The sequence below is a fragment of the Streptomyces sp. NRRL S-1813 genome (assembly GCF_000719605.1).
GTDB classification, from domain to species: domain Bacteria; phylum Actinomycetota; class Actinomycetes; order Streptomycetales; family Streptomycetaceae; genus Streptomyces; species Streptomyces decoyicus.
In genome coordinates, this window is the sequence record NZ_JOHB01000005.1 from 202,796 (window position 1) to 222,503 (window position 19,708).

A 19,708-nucleotide genomic window follows, 5' to 3' on the forward strand; every position below is an offset into this window, starting at 1 on the left:
AGGTCAGCGCAGATCAGGGCAGGCAAGCCGATGTCAGTGCGCGTCAGCGGACGCCAGTCGTCGTCAGTGCGCGTCAGCGCAGGGTGCGGGGCAGTCGCAGGGCCAGCGTCGTCGTGCCCGCGACGATCGCCAGCTGCGTCAGCAGGGCGGCGAGCATCGCGTCGCGGATGCCGACGGACGGGATCAGCGCGAGGAAGAGGGTGCCGAGGGTGGCCACGCCGAGGGCGAGGCCGGACTGCTGGGTGGTGACCATGACGCCGCCGCCCACGCCGGCCTGTGTCACCGGCAGTTCGCTCAGCACGATGCGCATCAGCACCGGCAGCACCATGCCCTGCCCGAGGCCCAGGACGGCCATGCTCGATGCGAGCCCGGCCACCGATATCGCGGGCCAGCCCGAGTGCACGGTCAGCGCCAGGCCGATCAGCCCGATGCCCTGGATCAGCGAACCGGCGACCACCACCCGCCGCCCGAACCGCATCACCAGCCGCGGACCGGCGAGCGAGGCGAAGAAGAACGTGACGCACAGCGGCGCCAGGGACAGCCCGGCCGCGAACGGGCCGTAGTGCAGGCCGTTCTGGAGGGCGACGGCGACCACGAACATGAAGCCGCCGAAGCCCAGCGTGAACGGGATGATCATGGTGAGTCCGCTGTTCACGGAGGGGATCCGCAGCAGCGAGGGCGGGACGAGCGGGGTACGCCCTGTGCGTTCGGCCCGGCGCTCGACGAGGAAGAACGCGGCGGCGGCAAAGGGGAAGACGGCCAGCAGGATCCAGGACCACAGGGGCCAGCCGGCCGCCCGGCCCTCCGTCAGCGGCAGCAGCAGGGTGATCAGCGTGGCGGCGAGCAGCGCGGTCCCGGGACCGTCCACCCGGCTCGGGTGCGGGGAGCGGGTCTCGGGGACCGTACGGGCGGCCAGCAGCCAGGCCGCAGCGGAGATCGGAACGTTCACCAGGAAGACCGCGCGCCAGCCGGTGCCCGCCAGGTCGACGGAGACCAGCAGGCCGCCGAGCACCTGGCCGACGGCGCTCGCGACACCGGCCGTACCGCCGTAGAGGCTGACGGCCTTGGCGCGCCGCTTGCCGGTGGTCGTGGCCTGGATGGTGGCCAGCACCTGCGGCAGCAGCAGCGCGGCCGCGGCCCCCTGGGCGACCCGGGCGGCCACCAGCGTCCCGGCGTCCGGGGCAAGACCGCAGGCCAGTGACGTCAGGCCGAACGCGACCAGGCCCCAGAGGAACAGCCGGCGCCGGCCGATCATGTCGCCGAGCCGGCCTCCGAGCACCAGCAGCATGGCGTAGGCGACGCCGTAACCCGCCACCACCATCTCCAGCATCGCGGGCCCCGCGTGCAGATCGTGGTCGATCGTGGGCAGTGCGACATTGACGATAAAGAAATCGATCATGGGCAGGGCCGCGCCCAGCAGTACGGTCAGCAGGCCGAGCGGGGTCAGGACGGTCGTGGCCGGGTGCCGCTGCGGGGCGGGGCCGGATGCGGCCGGTGCCTCCGAGGTCGCCGGGACTCCGGGGTGCGCGGCATCCGGGAGGGTGGCCGGGGCGTCGAGGGTCGCGGCCCTGGCGTCCGCGGTGGTCATCTGTGCTCGGGTATCGCTCACGGACCCGACTGTTGTCGAGTGCTCAAGCTGGTACCAGAGTCTTCTTATCCTGGTACCGGTGCTACCTGGCAACCGGCTGCGGACTGCGGCACGCTGGAGGCATGACCGTGGACATGCCCCTGACGCAGACTGCCACAGGCCCCGCCGCCGCCCCGCGGCACGGCACCGCCCCGCGCGATGACGCCGCCCGCCGGGCCGAGCTGGCCGCGTTCCTGCGCAGCCGACGGGAGCGGATCACGCCCGAGCAGGTCGGACTGCCACGGGGCGCCCGCCGCCGTACGCCCGGTCTGCGCCGCGAGGAGGTCGCGCACCTGGGCGCGGTCGGCGTCACCTGGTACACCTGGCTCGAACAGGCCCGGGACATCCACGTATCGCCGCAGGTCCTGGACGCGGTCGCCCGTGCGCTGCTGCTCGACCGCGCCGAGCGCAGCCATCTGTTCGCGCTGGCGGGGGCGGTCGACCCGATGCCGGGCACGGAGTGCACGGGTGTCACGCGCGAACTGCGCCAGATGCTGCGCCAGTTGGAGCCGTTCCCCGCGGTCGTCCAGAATAGCCGGTTCGACATCCTCGCCTACAACAGCACCTACGGCCGCCTGATGTGCGACCTCGACGCGCTGCCCGAGGAGGACCGCAACTGCATGTGGCTGGCGTTCACCCATCCCGTGTGGCGGTCGAGCGTGGTCGATCTGGACGCCACGATGCGGGTGATGGCCGCCAAGTTCCGGGCGTCGATGGCCGGGCATGTCGCGGAGCCGCCCTGGAAGGCGCTGGTCGCGCGGCTGACGGAGGCATCGCCGGAGTTCCGGGAGATCTGGACCCAGCATGAGGTCATCCGTCCGATGAGCTCCGTCAAGCTCTTCCGGCATCCGCGGGTGGGGGTGCTGCAACTGTCCGCCACGAGCCTGTGGACGGGGCCCAACCCCGGCCCCAAGCTGCTGTCCTACACGCCCGTGGACGCGACGACCCGGGAGCGGTTGGAGCAGTTGGAACGGCTGGCCGAGGAGGCGGCGCTGGTCTCGGTGTGACCGTACGGCCGAGGGAGCGGGCGTGAGCGGTCCGCAATGACGGGCCGAGGCGGCGGGTCAGTGGCCCGCGGTGAACGGCCGAGGGGGACGTCAGCGGCCCGCGGTGAGGGGCGGACGCGAGCGGCCGGCAGTGAACCGCCCGACGGGCGGACGCGAGCGGCACGCGGCGTTCGGACAACGGTGGCCGTGAGCCGCCTACGGCCGCGCGCCCGCTGCCCGTTGCCCCTGTTCCTCCTCGTCGAACAGTGTCGCCGTGCGGTCGGCCGTGGCCTTCGCCCACCGGCCCGTTGTCAGGGCGCCGAGCAGCAGGACGGCCGCGCCGCAGCCCGCGATGATCCACCACGCCGGGCGGCCGGCCGCAATGAAGGCGTCCGCGGTGGCGGTGGCATGGGCCCCGCCTGCCAGTACGGCGCCGATCACCGCGACGCCGAGCGACTGCCCGATCTGCCGGCTGGTGGAGGCGACGGCGGCGGCCACACCGGCCTGGGTGCGGGGCATACCCGACACCGCGGTGTTGGTGATCGGCGCGTTGACCAGGCCGAATCCGATACCGAACAGGACATAGCCGGTGAACAGCAGCGGATTCGTCGACTGGGCGTCGAACGCGGCGAAGAGCAGCCCGCTCGCCCCCATTGCCGCACCGGCCAGGAGCAGCGACAGACGCGGTCCCCGACTGCCGACCAGCCGTCCCGACAGCGGTGCGAAGACCAGCGTCATCCCCGCCATGGGGAGCATGTAGAGACCGGCGCCCAAAGCGGACAGGCCGCGGATGTTCTGTAGATACAGGGTGTTGATGAAGAGGAAGCCGGCGAGCGCGGCAAAGGCGCAGACCGCCACGATCGTCGCCCCGCTGAACGGTGCGCTGTGGAAGAACCGCAGGTCGATGAGGGGTTCGCGCCGGCGTCGCTCATAGGCGATCAGACCGACCAGGGAGGCCAGCGCCACCAGCACGAAGGTCAGGATTTCGGGGGAGACCCAGCCGGCGTCCGGGGCCTCGATGATTGCGTACGTCAGCGAGCCGAGCAGCGCGATCACCAGCAGCTGGCCGACCGGGTCGACGCGGCGCGGCCGGGGAGCGCGGGACTCCTGGACGTAGCGCAGGGTCAGGAAGAACGCGAGGGCGCCGATCGGGACGTTGATCCAGAAGATCGAGCGCCAGCCGACGGTCTGCACCAGCAGCCCGCCGATCACCGGCCCGGCCGCCATGCTGATGCCGACGACACCGCCCCACACCCCGATCGCACGGGCCCGCTCCCGCGGTTCCGTGAAGGTGTTGGTGATGATCGACATCGCGACGGGATTGAGCATCGAGCCGCCGACCGCCTGCACCATCCGGAAGACCACCAGCCACTCCAGGCCGGGTGCCAGGCTGCACAGCAGAGAGCCGACGGCGAAGACCACCAGCCCGACCAGGAAGATCCGGCGCCGGCCGAGCCGGTCGGCGGTGGAGCCGGCCAGCATCAGCAGCGCCGCCAGGACCAGGGTGTAGGCGTCGATCGTCCACTGCATGCCGGAGACCGAGGCATGCAGTTCGTGCTGGATGGACGGCAGGGCGACATTGAGGATGGTGTTGTCGAGGCTGACGATCAGCAGGCTCATGCAGCAGATCGCCAGCACCAGGTGACGCCGTCGACGGCTGAGCTCAGGCATGGTTGAACGCTACAACGATCCGGGGCGTCCGGCCCTGGCGGGGCCACTCGCGCGGTGCGGGACAATGGGAGATCGCAGTGGCCGGACCGCCCGTACGGCCGCGGCTCGTCCGCCCCGCCGAAGGAAGCCGAAGAAAGCCGAAGGTATTGCCGTCATGACTCTGCTGAAGATCGGTCCGCATACGGTGCAGCCGCCCGTGGTGCTCGCGCCCATGGCCGGGATCACCAATGCCCCGTTCCGGACGCTGTGCCGGGAGTTCAGCGGCGGCAAGGGTCTGTTCGTCAGCGAGATGATCACGACTCGGGCGCTGGTCGAGCGCAACGAGAAGACCATGCAGCTGATCCACTTCGACGAGACCGAGAAGCCGCGCTCGATCCAGCTGTACGGCGTCGACCCGGACACCGTCGGCAAGGCCGCCCGCATGATCGCGGAAGAAGGCCTCGCCGACCACATCGATCTGAACTTCGGCTGCCCGGTCCCGAAGGTGACCCGCAAGGGCGGCGGCTCGGCGCTGCCGTACAAGCGGAATCTGCTGCGCTCGATCCTGCGTGAGGCGGTGGCGAACGCGGGCGGGCTGCCGGTGACGATGAAGATGCGCAAGGGCATCGACGACGACCACATCACCTACCTCGACGCGGGGCGGATCGCGGCCGAGGAGGGCATCACGGCGATCGCGCTGCACGGGCGGACCGCGGCCCAGCACTACGGCGGCACCGCCGACTGGGACGCCATCGCACGCCTCAAGGAGCATGTCCCGGAGATCCCGGTGCTCGGCAACGGCGACATCTGGTCGGCGGACGACGCCGAGCGGATGATGCGTGAGACGGGCTGCGACGGAGTGGTCGTGGGGCGCGGCTGCCTGGGGCGGCCCTGGCTGTTCGGCGATCTGGTCGCCGCCTTCGAGGGGACGGGGACCTACGCGCAGCCGACCCTCAAGGAGGTCGCGGCCGTGATGCTGCGGCACGCCACCCTGCTCGGCGAGTGGATCGGCGACGAGGCGCGCGGCGTGATCGACTTCCGTAAGCATGTCGCCTGGTACACCAAGGGCTTCTCGGTCGGCTCCGAGATGCGCCGCAGTCTCGCCGTCACCTCCTCCCTCGACGAGCTGGACGCGCTGCTGTCGGAGCTGGACCTCGACCAGCCGTGGCCGGTGGGCGCGGACGGCCCGCGCGGCCGTACGTCGGGCCGTAACCGGGTGGTCCTGCCGGACGGCTGGCTGGACGACCCCTACGACTGCGCGGGCGTGGACGCGGACGCGGAGCTGGACACGTCGGGCGGCTGAGCCGGACCGCTGTGGCGCGGCTCGGCCGGGCAGCGGCCCGGGGGCCGCCCGAACCAGAGCCGGGAGCCGCGCAGGTCATCGAGGGGCGTAGTTTGTCGGGATCGCAGTTGTGCGCTCTGAGCGGCATGCATTCCCGGCTGTCGGGCGTGTGCGAGGTGTCGCAGGAGATCCGGAGCTGGATCGCCCGCCCGCAGGGCTGAGCACGAGGACATCGACCCCGTAACGCGGCGACCGCTGCCGTGTCATACGTCGATCTGCTCGAAGATGTGCGGGTACGACACGACGTCGTCGGGGAACTCGGCCGCCATGCGCTGGAACTCCGGGCTGCCGAACGCCGTGGCGAGCGCCTCGGTCGACTTCCAGACCGCGACGTTCATCAGAAGCTGACTGTCCGCCGTTCCCTTGTGCATTTGCAGGGAGACGAATCCCGGCTGAGCTTTCATGAACTCGGCCTGCCTGCGAAAGAGGGCCAGGAACGAGGCAGTCCTCTCCTTCGGGACGAAGAAGGTGTTGGCCAGGACGATGGGCCCGGTCTTCTCCTTGAACTGCGCGAACATCGGCGTGTGCGGGTCGAGACTCTCCAGCTTGGCCATTTTCGGTACTTCCTCTCGCTGTCGGTCAGTGGTTGTCGCTGGGGCCCGCGTCCTGGGGATACCAGCGGAGTTCGAGGGTGTTGGTGTCGCGGCTGACGACCGGGCGGGTGAGCCCGCGGGCTCAGGTGAGGGCGGCGGCCAGCAGGGCGAAGGCGGCGATGATGACGGCGACGCGGACGTAGTGGAAGCGGTCCCAGCGGTTCATCTGCTGCTTCCAGTCGGCGGGCCGGTTGTCAGGGGTCCAGGTCTTGCCCCGGTTGTTGATCGGGACGAGCAGCAGGATCGACATGATCACGCTGAGGATCAGCAGCGCGGCGGCGGTGACGACGAGGCCGGTGCCGTGGTGGTGCCATCCGGCGACGGCCCAGATCGCGACGAGGGCGAGCGAGGTGATGTACCAGACCGGCATCACGGCGCCGAGCATCCGGCCCCCGTGGGCGCGGCCGAGTTGGCCACTGTCGCCGGGGAGTGCGTTGAGGATCGGGTTGATGACGAAGGCGACGGAGAACTCCACCCCCACCATCACGCCGACGACCACGGTGGTGAAGACCTGGAGTGCGTTGAGCATGACGGCCCTCTCGGAATCTAGTGTTGCTAGCTGATGTGGCAACGCTAGTACTGCTGCCGCTCGCATGTCTAGCGGTGCTAGGATCTAATCATGTCGGTACAGGAACGCAAGGAGCGCGAACGGGCGGCCCGCGAACGCCTCATCTTGGCGACGGCCCGCGAACTCGCCGAGCAGCAGGGCTGGGACGCGGTCACCACCCGCCGGCTCGCCGAGCGCATCGAATACAGCCAGCCCGTCCTCTACAGCCACTTTCGCGGCAAACGGGAGATCATCGGCGCCGTCGCCCTCCAGGGCGCCGCCGAGATGGCCGCGGCGGTGCGTGCCGCGGCCTCCCGCGCGAACAGCCCGCGCGAGCGGGTCACCGCCCTCGCCCGCGCCTACCTCGACTTCGCCGAACGCAACCCGGCGGTCTACGACGCCATGTTCCAGCTCGACGGCGGCCTGGCGTTCGCGAAGGAGGACACCCCGGAACCTCTCAAGGACGCCTTCGCCGCGCTGCTGGAGAGCCTGGGCGAGGTCGCTGGGGACGGCGTCCACCCGGGGCTGTTCACCGAGGTGTTCTGGGCGTCCCTGCACGGGCTGGCGACCCTGACCCGGGCGGGACGTCTGCCGCCGGAGGACACCGAGCCAAGGGTGGAGCTGCTGGTGGAGCGGCTCGCCATGGTCTGACACACCCTCCCGGCGGGCACGCAGCCGGGACCCCCGGGCCCCGCCGCTGCCTGCCCGCGGCACCGCTTCCGGCCACTCGCACCCACACGGCGCAGCCGCAGACCGCCGGGCCCCGCACCCCAGACGGGCACCCGCCCCGGAAGCCGCGATGATCATCGATCACGGCCCGATACGCGCCCTAGGTGCATAGGGCGCGCCGGTGAGCGAATGCGGGCATACCGGTATGGTTCGCGATACCGTTTGAGCCCGTACGGAGCGTTCCGTGCGGGGCGCGTGGTGCACGGCGCGTGGTGCGGCAGTGCCCACGGCCGTGCACGGGTTCCGGTAATGGCTGCGCACGAGTTCGGGTAACGACCGTGCGCGAGTCCCGGTACAGGACGCGCGGGACCGGCGAGGCCGAGGGAGATGCTGTGGTGAGCGGGCGCGGTTCCCTCGGGGACACGGAGAAGGCCGTCCGGGCCAAGCTCGGTGACCTCCCCGTGCGCCACGAGCGGATGGCCGCGGTCGCCGGCATCTACCGCGCCGCGGCCGCCGTACGGCAGCACTTCGAGAACTCCGTACTGCGCGACGCCGAGCTGACCTGGACCTCCTTCGTCGTGCTGTGGGTGGTGTGGGTCCGGGGCGAGGGGGAGACCCGCAGGGTCGCCGAGGAGGCCGGTATCTCCAAGGGCACGCTGACCGGCGTCGCCCGCACCCTCCAGGCCCGAGGCCTGATGGAGCGCAAGGGGCACCCGACCGACGGGCGGCTCGCCCTGCTCGCGCTCACCCCCGAGGGCGAGCGGTTGATGACCCGGGTCTTCCCGGAGTTCAACGCCGAAGAAGCCTTTGTCACCGAGGGGCTGAGCGACGACGAGGCACTGGACCTGGCGGATCTGCTGGGCCGGATCGTGGTGCAGGTCGAGGCCCGCGGCGAGGGCCGGCGGCTGGAGCTGCTGGACGGCCAGGACCCCCGTCCGCGACGGAGCGGACGACGGGCCAAGGGGTAGGGGACCCGTCCGACTCGCCAGGCGGGAGGCGGCAACGGCTTCGACAAGCGGGTCACGGCAGTGAAGTGCCGCACCGGCGACCGGAGCAGAACTGGGCGCCCAATCCCGGCGAACAGATCATTTCGGCGGCCTCCAGCTCCACCTGGGGCCCGTGTCTGACGGCGCATAAGCCGACCGGCGGCTACGTCTACGCGAAGGCGTGCAATGCCGATGGGCGGAAGTGGTCCCTGTCGTGGAGCGTCGGCTCCTTCCATGACGGGGACAAGACCGTCTACGGGAACCCCGTCGCGCGCTGCTTCCTCAAGGTGACGGCGAAGAGCCACGTGGTCTGCACCCCGGGCCACCGCACCAGCCGCAAGTGGTGGGTGGCTGACTACCACCAGTCGCCGCCTCCACATGAGAAGGGCGCTCGGCCGGGACACCCCCGCCGGGCGCCTTTCCCTTTGCGGCTGTGGGCTCTACTGAGGCTGCGGGCTCTGCACAGGAGGAAGGCGCCCCGCCTGCGCGCCTTGGCCGTCGTCCACGACTATCCGTCCACCGCGGGCTACGCAGGCGAGCGGCCGGCCGAGCGGTGCTATGAGCTCGACGAGCTGCTCGTCGAGCCGGCGAGCGGTATACGACCCCGGAGGGGGAAGTGAGCTTTCCGGCGGCCCGGGAACCATGGCCTGATCCTGATCGGGGTGCAGCTCCCTCCGGAGCTGACGCCGGAGGTGTGGCAGGCCCGGTTCGAGGAGGACGGGGAGGCGGTCGCGGCTGAGGTCGGGGTCGACCCGGCGCGGTGGGTGGCCGAATTGCGGGCTGATCTGCCGGCCGTACGGCAGCGGGCGCGCGCCCTGGTGGACGCATTCCTCGAATCAGGTGGTCGATCGAGGAGCTGGAGAGGGTCCAAATGATGGGACCCCGTCACACATGAGCGCGTGATTCTCGCCACCCTTGATAGGGGGCGCGCTCATATGAGCGTCTCGCGCGGGACTCCATCTCTCCAATGGTGGCACCGGGTGCCACGCTTCATGTGTTCGACTGATTACTCCATTCGTCGCAGTGCGTAGCACATCTAGGTCATTTTGAATGCGTAGCGGAGTGGTGCATTCAGGTGTTGAACGGTCTTCCAAATGCGTGATCACTTTCGATCTGCTGGCGGACGACTGGTTACACAGGTATGTCGACCAAGTGGACGTACCCATACGCCTTCGATCTGGGTATGTTCCTCGCCGTCAGGGCAGCCCGTCGGCGAGGAGTCAGTGCCGTGCCGGAAACACAAGATCCCCACGTAACCCAGCTTTCGTCCGCGAAGTTCGTCTACGACTTCACCGAGGGCAACAAGGACCTCAAGGACCTGCTAGGCGGCAAGGGTGCGAACCTCGCCGAGATGACCAACCTGGGACTTCCCGTCCCTCCCGGCTTCGTCATCACCACCGAAGCCTGCAAGGTCTACCTCGACAGCGGCAGCGAGCCCGCGGCACTGCGTGCCGAGGTCTCCGAGCACCTCGACGCCCTTGAGCAGAAGATGGGCAAGAAGCTCGGCCAGGCCGATGACCCGCTGCTTGTTTCGGTCCGTTCCGGGGCAAAGTTCTCCATGCCCGGCATGATGGACACCGTCCTCAACATCGGCCTCTCCGATGCGTCGGTTTCCGGCCTCGCCGCGCAGGCCGGCGACGAGCGCTTCGCGTGGGACTCCTACCGCCGCCTCATCCAGATGTTCGGCAAGACCGTGCTGGGCGTCGACGGCGAGCTCTTCGAGGAGGCGCTGGAGGAGGCCAAGCAGGCCAAGGGCATCCGCGTCGACATCGAGCTGGACGCGGCCGACCTCAAGAGCCTGGTCGGGCACTTCAAGGACATCGTCGCCAAGGAGACCGGCCGCGACTTCCCGCAGGAGCCGCGCGAGCAGATGGACCTCGCCGTGCGCGCGGTCTTCGACTCGTGGAACACCGACCGCGCCAAGCTCTACCGCCGCCAGGAGCGTATCCCCGGCGACCTCGGCACCGCGGTCAACGTCTGCTCCATGGTCTTCGGCAACCTCGGCCCCGACTCCGGCACCGGTGTCGCCTTCACCCGCGACCCCGCCAGCGGTCACCAGGGCGTCTACGGCGACTACCTCCAGAACGCGCAGGGCGAGGACGTCGTCGCCGGTATCCGCAACACGGTCCCGCTCGCGGACCTGGAGCAGATCGACAAGGCGTCGTACGACCAGCTGATGCAGATCATGGAGACGCTCGAAACGCACTACAAGGACCTGTGCGACATCGAGTTCACCATCGAGCGCGGCAAGCTGTGGATGCTCCAGACCCGGGTCGGCAAGCGCACCGCCGGTGCCGCCTTCCGGATCGCCACCCAGCTCGTCGACCAGGGTCTGATCGACGAGGCCGAGGCCCTCCAGCGGGTCAACGGTGCGCAGCTGGCGCAGCTGATGTTCCCCCGCTTCGACCTGGGCGCGAAGTCCGAGATGATCGGCCGCGGCATCGCCGCCTCCCCGGGCGCCGCGGTCGGCAAGGCCGTCTTCGACTCGTACACCGCCGTCAAGTGGTCGCGCTCCGGCGAGAAGGTCATCCTGATCCGCCGGGAGACCAACCCCGACGACCTCAACGGCATGATCGCCGCCGAGGGCATCCTCACCTCCCGCGGCGGCAAGACCTCGCACGCCGCCGTCGTCGCCCGCGGCATGGGCAAGACCTGTGTCTGCGGCGCCGAGGAGCTGGAGGTCGACACCAAGTCCCGCAAGATGACGACCCAGGACGGGACCGTCATCGAGGAGGGCGACGTCGTCTCCATCGACGGCTCCAGCGGCAAGGTCTACATCGGCGAGGTGCCGGTCGTGCCGTCCCCCGTCGTGGAGTACTTCGAGGGCCGGATGCACGCCGGCGCCGACGACGCCGACGAGCTGGTCAAGGCCGTCCACCGGATCATGGCGTACGCGGACCGGGTACGCCGGCTGCGCGTACGGGCCAACGCCGACAACGCCGAGGACGCCGCCCGCGCCCGCCGGTTCGGCGCCCAGGGCATCGGCCTGTGCCGCACCGAGCACATGTTCCTCGGTGAGCGCCGCGAGATGGTCGAGCGCCTGATCCTGGCCGACACCGAGAGCGACCGGGACGCGGCGCTCAGCCAGCTGCTGCCGCTCCAGAAGGCCGACTTCATCGAGCTGTTCGAGTCGATGGACGGACTGCCGGTGACGGTCAGGCTGCTGGACCCGCCGCTGCACGAGTTCCTGCCCGACATCACCGAGCTGTCGGTGCGCGTCGCGCTCGCCGAGGCCCGCAAGGACGCCAACGAGAACGACCTGCGGCTCCTCCAGGCCGTGCACAAGCTGCACGAGCAGAACCCGATGCTGGGTCTGCGCGGTGTCCGCCTGGGCCTGGTCATCCCCGGGCTGTTCGCGATGCAGGTACGTGCGATCGCCGAGGCGGCCGCCGAGCGCAAGAACGCCAAGGGCGACCCGCGTGCGGAGATCATGATTCCGCTGGTGGGCACCGTCCAGGAGCTGGAGATCGTCCGCGAGGAGGCCGAGCAGGTCATCGCCGAGGTCGAGAAGGCCCACGGCGTCAACCTCAAGCTCACCCTCGGCACGATGATCGAGCTGCCCCGCGCCGCCCTCACGGCCGGTCAGATCGCCGAATCCGCCGACTTCTTCTCCTTCGGTACGAACGACCTCACGCAGACGGTCTGGGGCTTCAGCCGCGACGACGTCGAGGCCAGCTTCTTCACCGCGTACCTGGAGAAGGGCATCTTCGGCGTCAGCCCGTTCGAGACCATCGACAAGGACGGCGTGGGCTCCCTGGTCCGCAACGCCGCCGCGGCCGGCCGGGCCACCCGCCCGGACCTCAAGCTCGGTGTCTGCGGCGAGCACGGCGGCGACCCGGAGTCGGTCCACTTCTTCCACGAGGTGGGCCTGGACTACGTCTCCTGCTCCCCGTTCCGCATCCCGGTCGCACGCCTGGAGGCGGGCCGCGCGGCCGCGGAGTCCAAGGGCAGCGACAGTCGCTGATCGCACCAGGGGCAGTGGCAACCGCTGATCCCACCGGTCACCGTGGGCGCCGAGTGCGCCTGCGGTGACCTGAAGGACCACCGGAGCCGGCGGCAGGGCACACCCTCAGCCGCCTGGCTGTCGGTTCCGGCACCCGAACGAGGGCGGCACCTGTGCGGAGGTGCCGCCCTCGTCTTTCTCCGGACTCCCCCCTCGGGAGCTGCCGTCACCCCGGTCGGCGCGGGGTGCGGCCTTCAGCGGGGCTGCCGAGCGGCCGGGTGGTTGCCCATCACCCCCCACGGGATCGAGCAATCCGGTCCGTTCGCGCCGCCGCTGAATTGAGTACAAGCATTCCTCGCGCCCGCCCGGTGGCGCGACCACTTTCAAGTCTGGCCAAAAGGGCATGGTGACCGCGCGTGTTGGCGTGCATACTCAGGCGTGCCGGGGGCCGACTGAGGAAACCAGGGGTGGGGGTTCGGTGTTACGCGTCCATTTCAGTGGACTCGATCTGGCCCGTGTGCGCATTGCGGCACGCCCGGACGCACTGTGGGAGACCGTCTTAAGCTTTCACCGGCTGCGCGACCGACGGGACGATTCGGCGTTCGGCAAATGGCGATCGGAAACACGTGGAAGGTTGAATGGCGAAGCGCGACTGCTGGCGCCGCTCGTGCCCACCCGCGGGTATTTTCCCGATTTCCTGACGCCCGCCGAAGGGCTCCTCGGCATGACCGACGCGCTCGCCGCGCTGCGCGAGACGCCCGCCGCCCGGCTGCACGAGGAACTGGCCCGGCTCTCCACGGCCGCCCGCCCGTTCCCGTCGTGGATACGGGCGATGGCCGAGGGGGACGCCCGTGCCCTCGGCCGGCTCGCCGGGATCCTCCAGCGCTACTACGAGGCGGCCGTCGCCCCGCACTGGCCGCGCGTCCAGAGCCGGATAGAGGCCGACCGGGCGGCCCGCGGCCGGGCGTTGCTGGACGGCGGCGCGGACCGGCTGCTCGCCTCGCTCTCGCCGATGATGCGCTGGCGCCCGCCGGTCCTGGAGGTCGACTATCCGGTGGACCGCGATCTCCACCTCGGCGGCCGGGGGCTGTTGCTGCTGCCGTCGTACTTCTGCCGCCGCACCCCCGTCACCTTCCACAACTCGGAACTGACGCCCGTGCTGGTCTACCCCGTGGAACACCAGTCGCCGAGGCTCTCACCGCAGGTCCCGCCGGAACGTTCCCTCGGCCGGCTCGTCGGCCGGACCCGCTCCGAGATACTCCAGGGCATCGGCGTCGGCTGCACCACCAGCGAGCTCGCCCGCCGCGCCGATGTCTCGCTGGCCTCCGCCAGCCAGCATGCGACGGTGCTCCGCGATGCCGGCCTGCTGGTCACCCTGCGGCAGGGCAACGCGGTGCTGCACACCCTCACCCCGCTGGGCGCGGCCCTGCTGCGCGGTGCGCGCCCGGCGGAGGCGGCGGCGTACGAACGTCTGGGGTGAGGGGGAGCGGCGGGCGCGGCCGGCCTGGGCGCCCCCGCGGCCGGCCGCGCGTCGGCCATGTCGCCGGGCCCGTGGGGCACGTCCAGCCGGGCGGTTACACCCCGGCCGGCGGCAGGACGTACCCGAGTCCGCCGGTCAGTAGGGGCGATCGCCCGCGATGGCGACGCGTTCGGCGACCCGGCGGTGCGTCCCGTAGTCGTTCACCGCGTAGTGCTGGGTGGCGCGGTTGTCCCAGAACGCGAGATCCCCCGCCTGCCACTGCCACCGCACCTGAAACTCCGGCACCTGTGCCTGCTGGAACAACAGCCGCAACAGCCGGTCGCTCTCCGCCTCCTCCAGGCCCACGATCCGGGTGGTGAAGGAGGCGTTGACGAACAGCATCCGCCGCCCGGTCTCCGGGTGCCGGCGCACCACCGGATGCTCAACCGGAGGGAACTCCTCCTGGAATGGCGCCAGTTGAGCCGCGGAGTAGAAGCGCGCGAAACCCGGGAGATAGTCGTGCACCGCCCGCGCCCCGTCGATCCGTGCCCGGATTTCCGGAGGCAAATTGTCGTATGCCGCGGCCATATCGGCCCACATCGTGTCGCCACCGCTGGGCGGGACCTCACGCAGTTGCAACACCGCACCCAGCGCGGGCCGTTCCCGGAAGGTGACATCGGTGTGCCATACGTTCTCGAACGTCGTGACCCCGCCGACGGCCTTGTCGAACCGCACCACATCCTTCGATTCGCCCCGTGCCAGCAACGGGTTGGTCTCCAGCTCACCCCAATTGCGGGCGAATTCGCGCTGCGCCCCGGAGCTCAGATGCTGCCCGCGGAAGAACAGCACCTTCCACTCCAGCAACGCCCGGTTCAGCTCCGCGCGCAGGCCGTCGTCCAGGGGGCGCGACAGGTCCAGCCCACGGATTTCGGCCCCGATGGTGGCCGCCTGCGGCACGGCCTCGAAGCGCTCGTACGGCCGGTCGTCCCAGCCGTCGGGCGTCCGGCGCAGGGTGCGCTGCCCTTCGTACAGCCCGTCGGCAGGAATGCGGTGGGGGCGCAGGGCGGGGGTGGACGGAGCCGCGGAATCGACGAGAGTCGTCAACTGGTCCTCCTGAAGGCGAGAGAGGGAGACGGGGGGAGGGGGGAAAGGGGCGAAGGGGAGGCGGGGCGAAGGGGAGGCGGGGGAAATGGTGAGGCCATCGCATGGCGGTGGGAAGCGTCGTGCAGCCGAGGCGGACGCGGCCGTCGGACCACCGTCCGCCGGACGTCGGCGCGCGAAGGCGTCAGGACGTACAGAAACAACAGGCCGGGGGAGATCCCACCCGGCCGCGGCGGCGCAGAAAGCTCAGGCCGCGGGGCGCGCACTCGCCGTGGGGGCCGCGGTCGCGCGACTCCGCCTCACGGACGTACAGGTGCGTGCTCATGCCACGCACCGTACCCCCTCATGCAGGCGTCCTCAATCCGGCAGTCCTCGATCCGGCAGTCCTCAGTCCGGCAGTGCTCAGTCCGGCAGTCATCACCTGTCAGTCATCGATCCCACTGCGCTCCACCCCCGCGACGATGTACCGCTGGAGCAGCAGGAAGACCACCACCAGCGGGGCGATCGACACGGCCGCGGCCATGAACAGCTCATGCAGATTGAGGTTCTGCGCGGTGGTGAACGTCGACAGCGCCACCTGCACCGTCCAGGCCTCCTGGTCCTGCCCGATCACCAGCGGCCACAGGAAGGCGTTCCAGGCCCCGATGAAAACGATGGTGCCGACGGCGGCGAAGACCGGGCGGGCGTTGGGGACCACGACGCGCCAGTACGTCCGCCAGTAACCGAGCCCGTCGACCCGCGCCGCGTCCTCCAGCTCCTTGGGGAAGCCCAGGAAGTACTGCCGGAAGATGAAGCAGGCGAACGCGCTGAACAGCGTCGGGACGACCAGCCCGCGCAGTGTGGAGATCCACCCGAGCGTCGACACCAGGACGAAGCTCGGCACGAACGTCACGGCCGCCGGCACCATCAGCGTCCCCAGGACCGCGTAGAAGACGACATTGGCGTGCCGGTACGGGATCCGCGCCAGGCCGTAGCCCGCGAGCGAGGCCAGCAGCACCGTACCGATCGTCGTCGACACCGCGATCAGCGTGGAGTTGAGCAGCGCCCGCCCCAGCGGGAGGTTCGGGTCCCGGAACACCTCGGTGAGATTCGACCACTGGAGCGTGTGCGGGAAGAGCGTCCAGCCGGGTGCCGTGATGTCCCGTTCCGTGGCCAGGCCGTTGCGCACCAGCAGATAGAACGGAATCAGGAACAGCAGCGCGAGGACGATCAGGAGGACCACCCGCAGGGCGCGCCCGGCCCTGGTCAGCGCGTGATGCATCGGTGCTCACTCCTCCTTGCGGCCGAGGCCGAACCAGCGGGCCTGCACCACCGTCGCCACCGCGATGATCAGCGCGAGGATCACCGCACCCGCGCTGCCCAGCCCGAGGTTCTGATCCCGTCCGAGGGCCGTGTAGTAGAGATAGACCAACGGCGGCCGGGCGTACGGCGGATAGCCGCGCGCGTCGCTCAGCAGGTTGTAGAATTCGTCGAACGCCTGGAACGCGTTGATCACCAGTAGCAGCACCACCGCCACCGATGTGGCGCGCAACTGCGGGAAGGTGATGTGGCGGAAGGTCTGCCAGCCGGGGCGCGCCCCGTCCACCGCCGCCGCCTCGTACAACTGCGGCGAGATCCGCTGGAGCCCCGCCAAGAAGAGGATCATGTAGAAACCGGCCTGGAGCCACAGCCGTACGGTCACGATGACCAGCCAGTACCAGGGCGGATCGGTCGTCGACAGCCAGGCGGTCTGGTCCGCGCCGAACCACCCCAGCACGGTGTTGGCCAGCCCGAACCGCACTCCGTTGAAGATCGACAGCTTCCAGATCACCGCCGCGACCACATACGAGCAGGCCGTCGGCAGGAAGAACACCGAGCGGAAGAACGCCTGGGCGAAGCGCAGCCGGTTGACCATCAGCGCGAGCGCGAGCGAGAGCGCGTAGGTGGCCGGCACGATGAAGACGGTGAACAGCGCAAAGGTGCCGAGACTTCCGAGGAACGCGCCGTCGGTCAGCATCGTCGCGTAGTTGCCCAGCCCGACGAAGTCCGGCCCGGCCGGACTCACCGTGTTGTGCGCGTCGAAGAAGCTCAGGTAGACGCTCCACGCCAACGGCACGTACGTGAACAGGCCCAGCCCGATCGCGAACGGTCCGACGAAGACCCAGAACCACAGGTTCCGCCGCTGCGGACCGAGCAATCGGGCGCCGGGCGAGCGGGCGCCGGGCGAGCGGGGTCCGGCGCCCGGGGCCGCCGCGGCCCTGCCGGCCGCCACGTCGCCGACCGGCCCTCCGGCTGCCCCTCCGCCCGGCGCTCCGTCCGGCCCTCCGTCCGCCCCTTCGACCGCTTCTTCGGTCCCTTCCGCCGTCACTTCTTCCTGACCCGCTGAAGCTCGGCGTTGACCTTGCGCACCACCGTCTTCAGCTCACTCTCCGGGTTGGCGCCGTCCTTGATGATCCGGCTCAGTGCGTCCTGATAGGCGGTACGGTCCGCGGTCGTCCACAACAGTGGCTCGGCATAGCCGTGATCGGTCGCGAACCGGACCGCGTCCGCCGCCGGGCCGGACTGCAACTGCTCGGCCTTCTTCGCCAGCGAGATCCGCGCCGGAATGTGGAACCCGTACGACAGCGCAAAGTCCTGCTGGAAGTCGGTGCGGTCCACCCAGAGCCACTTCGCGAAGGCCTTCGCCTCCGACCTGCGCTTGCTCCGCGCGCTGACCGCGGAGCCGTAGGCGCCCACCGGAACGGACGGTTTCCCTCCGCTCCCGTCCTTCGGGAACGGCAGCACCCCGAAGTCGTCCCCCAGCGCCTTCTTGATCTGCGGCAGCGCCCACAGCCCTGACCACTGCATGGCGGTCAGCCCCTGGATGAACGCAGCCGGATCGGACCAGTCCGTGGGCGCCCCCAGCAGCAACGACTTGTCCGCGTACAACTGCCGGATCTTCCCGAGCGCCCGCGCCGCGGCCGGATCGTCGAACCCGGCCTTGCCGTCCTCACCGATCAGGCTCAGCCCCGCGGCGAACAGCGGCGTCCCACCGAGCACCCCCACCCCGCCGTCGTTCCCCAGGAACAGCCCCTTGGTCTTCTTGTCGCTGAGTTTCTTCGCCCCGTCCACCAGCTCATCGAGGGTCCGCGGCGGCTGCACCCCGGCCTTCTTCAACAGACTCTTGCGGTAATAGAGCACCTGCATGTCCACGGCCTGCGGGATGCCCCAGATCTTGTCCTGCCAGATCTTCGGCGCCAGCACGGCCTGGTGGAAGTCGTCCTTGACCGGCTCGACCTCGGCCGTCAGATCGACGACCTGCCCGCCCTGGATCTGGTCCAGCAGCGGCCCGTTGACCTCGAAGACATCCGGCCCCGAGTCGGTGAGCAGCGCGGCCGCCGCCTGCCGGTCGTAATCCCCCGGCCGCCACTGCACCCGCACCCCGGCCTTCTTGTACGCGGCGGCATACCGCTTCACGGCCCGCTCGGTGCCGGTCTCGCCGTACTGGTGGTACCACTGGCTGATCTCAGGCCCCGAACCACCGCCACCCCGCCCGGTGTTGGAACCGCACGCCGTCGCCAGCCCCGCGGCCAGGGCGACCCCACCGCCGGCCGCCAACAGCCTCCGCCTGTCGATCTCCGTCATGGCACGTCGCCCCCTGCGCTCGTAACCTCCCGGTGATCGTCGATCACCGACGGTGCGACCGTCCACTCTGCCGCACGGGCGTGAAGCGTGCATTGCATCTCTGCGAAACGGGTGGGCCGGTGAGCCCGGCTCCGGTTCCCTCTCCCTACGGTCCGGCGACGCGTTGGGACCACACCGGTGGACGCCTGACCACAAGGGAAAACAGGTCGTGTGGGCAGCCGCACCCTGCCACCCTGCCTCCATGAACCAGTCGGAGAGACCTGCACCGACATCCGCAGAATTACTGCTCATCGGCGGACGGGCCGGCGTCGGCAAGTCGACGGTGGGCTGGGAGGTCTCGGCCCGGCTGCGCACCGCGAACGTCCCCCACGCCGTCCTCTTCGACGGTGAGGTCATCGGAGCGATCCAGTTCTCCGAGGAGACCGACCCCGAGTTCCGGCACGCCGGCATCGACATCTTCCTCACGGCGAAGCGGCACGGCCAGGGCCTCGGCACCGATGCCGTACGCACGCTGGCGCGGTGGCTGATCCATGAGCGCGGCCACCACCGGCTGACCATCGACCCGGCCGCCGATAACACCGCCGCGATCCGGAGCTATCGCAAGGCCGGCTTCAAACCGGTGGGCATCATGCGTGCGTACGGCCGCGACTACCGGACGGGTGGCTGGGCGGACGGGCTGCTGATGGACCTGCTCGCGGACGAGCTGGCCTGAAAGCACCTGGGCCGCCCGAACGCCGGGGCGGCACGGCGACTCTCATGCGGTAGAGGTCATCGCAGAATGTGGCGGGTGATCGGGAACAAAGGTAAGTCGCCCGTCGGCTTTGGAGATGACGAGGTGACTGCCGCCGAACGAACGAGGCTCGGTGGGTGGGAACACGGCGTAGGCGAGGAAGCCGATGTCGAATTCCTGGATGTGCACGGATGCAGGGGTGCCACCGCGGCAGAGCGGCCGGAATCTGGTGCGGGCTATCGCCAACGCTTCCTCGACGGTCGCCGGAGCGGCATCCGGAATGCGGTCCGCCAAGCCTTGCAGCAGCCGCGTTTTCCCGGCGCCTGCGGCACCGCGGATCGCAAACGTTTCGTACAGCCTGTGTGGCTCCTCCAGCCACGATTCGACGCGCGCCACGGCGCTTTCCGCTGTCATCGCACTCGATCCCCGGGCCGAACGCAAAGACCCAACCTGGTCCGGCGAGTGGACCCTC

General features: G+C 70.0%; 19 protein-coding genes. 9 read left to right on the top strand and 10 right to left on the bottom strand.

Annotated features, from left to right (window positions below):
* Positions 1-73: 73 nt before the first annotated feature.
* Positions 74-1,588 carry an MFS transporter gene (locus tag IF67_RS0110995; RefSeq protein WP_078889373.1) on the bottom strand — a complete coding sequence of 505 codons (1,515 nt, stop codon included), beginning with the start codon at positions 1,586-1,588 and terminating at the stop codon, positions 74-76.
* Between the two features lie 122 nt (positions 1,589-1,710).
* Here IF67_RS0110995 and IF67_RS0111000 point away from each other — a divergent pair, with 122 nt between their 5' ends.
* A complete protein-coding gene (locus IF67_RS0111000; RefSeq protein ID WP_030984553.1) occupies positions 1,711-2,634 on the top strand; it encodes a helix-turn-helix transcriptional regulator in 924 nt (307 codons plus the stop codon).
* A gap of 195 nt (positions 2,635-2,829) precedes the next feature.
* Here IF67_RS0111000 and IF67_RS0111005 read toward each other — a convergent pair whose 3' ends face one another.
* The gene (locus IF67_RS0111005; protein ID WP_030984554.1) at positions 2,830-4,284 is read right to left on the bottom strand and encodes an MFS transporter; all 1,455 of its coding nucleotides are present in this window, start codon (positions 4,282-4,284) and stop codon (positions 2,830-2,832) included.
* A gap of 154 nt (positions 4,285-4,438) precedes the next feature.
* Between IF67_RS0111005 and dusB the strand changes: the two genes are divergently transcribed.
* The gene (gene dusB / locus IF67_RS0111010) at positions 4,439-5,566 is read left to right on the top strand and encodes a tRNA dihydrouridine synthase DusB (protein ID WP_030984556.1); all 1,128 of its coding nucleotides are present in this window, start codon (positions 4,439-4,441) and stop codon (positions 5,564-5,566) included.
* A 242-nt stretch (positions 5,567-5,808) separates the two neighbouring features.
* Here the strand turns inward: dusB and IF67_RS0111015 are convergent, their stop codons facing one another.
* Both IF67_RS0111015 and IF67_RS0111020 read right to left on the bottom strand, forming a co-directional pair.
* Entirely contained in the window at positions 5,809-6,159 is a 351-nt protein-coding gene (locus tag IF67_RS0111015) for an antibiotic biosynthesis monooxygenase family protein (RefSeq protein ID WP_030984558.1), read from the bottom strand.
* A 121-nt stretch (positions 6,160-6,280) separates the two neighbouring features.
* A complete protein-coding gene (locus IF67_RS0111020; protein ID WP_030984560.1) occupies positions 6,281-6,727 on the bottom strand; it encodes a DUF1772 domain-containing protein in 447 nt (148 codons plus the stop codon).
* Between the two features lie 90 nt (positions 6,728-6,817).
* Between IF67_RS0111020 and IF67_RS0111025 the strand changes: the two genes are divergently transcribed.
* The 6 genes from IF67_RS0111025 to IF67_RS0111050 all read left to right on the top strand — a co-directional run bounded on the left by IF67_RS0111025 (position 6,818) and on the right by IF67_RS0111050 (position 13,823).
* A complete protein-coding gene (locus IF67_RS0111025; protein ID WP_030984562.1) occupies positions 6,818-7,396 on the top strand; it encodes a TetR/AcrR family transcriptional regulator in 579 nt (192 codons plus the stop codon).
* A 410-nt stretch (positions 7,397-7,806) separates the two neighbouring features.
* Positions 7,807-8,382, top strand: a complete 576-nt coding sequence (locus IF67_RS0111030; RefSeq protein ID WP_078889374.1) for a MarR family winged helix-turn-helix transcriptional regulator — start codon at positions 7,807-7,809, stop codon at positions 8,380-8,382.
* Between the two features lie 65 nt (positions 8,383-8,447).
* Entirely contained in the window at positions 8,448-9,020 is a 573-nt protein-coding gene (locus IF67_RS0111035) for a hypothetical protein (protein ID WP_030984572.1), read from the top strand.
* 42 nt (positions 9,021-9,062) lie between these two features.
* Positions 9,063-9,275, top strand: a complete 213-nt coding sequence (locus IF67_RS0111040) for a hypothetical protein (protein WP_030984575.1) — start codon at positions 9,063-9,065, stop codon at positions 9,273-9,275.
* Between the two features lie 308 nt (positions 9,276-9,583).
* Entirely contained in the window at positions 9,584-12,364 is a 2,781-nt protein-coding gene (ppdK, locus tag IF67_RS0111045; RefSeq protein WP_234341053.1) for a pyruvate, phosphate dikinase, read from the top strand.
* A 613-nt stretch (positions 12,365-12,977) separates the two neighbouring features.
* On the top strand, positions 12,978-13,823 hold the full coding sequence (locus IF67_RS0111050) for an ArsR/SmtB family transcription factor (RefSeq protein WP_030984577.1): 846 nt from the start codon (positions 12,978-12,980) through the stop codon (positions 13,821-13,823).
* 135 nt (positions 13,824-13,958) lie between these two features.
* Here the strand turns inward: IF67_RS0111050 and IF67_RS0111055 are convergent, their stop codons facing one another.
* From IF67_RS0111055 to IF67_RS0111070, 5 genes are all read right to left on the bottom strand, one after another.
* Positions 13,959-14,906, bottom strand: a complete 948-nt coding sequence (locus tag IF67_RS0111055) for a TauD/TfdA dioxygenase family protein (protein ID WP_030984578.1) — start codon at positions 14,904-14,906, stop codon at positions 13,959-13,961.
* A 181-nt stretch (positions 14,907-15,087) separates the two neighbouring features.
* Positions 15,088-15,228 (bottom strand): hypothetical protein, encoded by a 141-nt coding sequence (locus IF67_RS43650; RefSeq protein ID WP_158713070.1) that lies wholly within the window; start codon positions 15,226-15,228, stop codon positions 15,088-15,090.
* Positions 15,229-15,327: 99 nt separating this feature from the next.
* Positions 15,328-16,164, bottom strand: coding sequence for a carbohydrate ABC transporter permease (locus IF67_RS0111060; RefSeq protein ID WP_030984579.1), 837 nt, complete (start codon positions 16,162-16,164; stop codon positions 15,328-15,330).
* 6 nt (positions 16,165-16,170) lie between these two features.
* Complete coding sequence (locus tag IF67_RS0111065; RefSeq protein ID WP_030984580.1) at positions 16,171-17,154, bottom strand: carbohydrate ABC transporter permease; 984 nt, start codon at positions 17,152-17,154, stop codon at positions 16,171-16,173.
* Between the two features lie 92 nt (positions 17,155-17,246).
* Positions 17,247-18,506, bottom strand: a complete 1,260-nt coding sequence (locus IF67_RS0111070) for an ABC transporter substrate-binding protein (RefSeq protein WP_030984581.1) — start codon at positions 18,504-18,506, stop codon at positions 17,247-17,249.
* Positions 18,507-18,747: 241 nt separating this feature from the next.
* On the opposite strand from IF67_RS0111070, the gene IF67_RS0111075 reads away from it, so the two are divergent.
* Positions 18,748-19,218, top strand: a complete 471-nt coding sequence (locus IF67_RS0111075) for a GNAT family N-acetyltransferase (RefSeq protein ID WP_030984582.1) — start codon at positions 18,748-18,750, stop codon at positions 19,216-19,218.
* A 42-nt stretch (positions 19,219-19,260) separates the two neighbouring features.
* On the opposite strand, the gene IF67_RS44780 is transcribed toward IF67_RS0111075, so the two are convergent.
* Positions 19,261-19,650 (bottom strand): hypothetical protein, encoded by a 390-nt coding sequence (locus IF67_RS44780; RefSeq protein WP_051817884.1) that lies wholly within the window; start codon positions 19,648-19,650, stop codon positions 19,261-19,263.
* Positions 19,651-19,708: the final 58 nt, after the last annotated feature.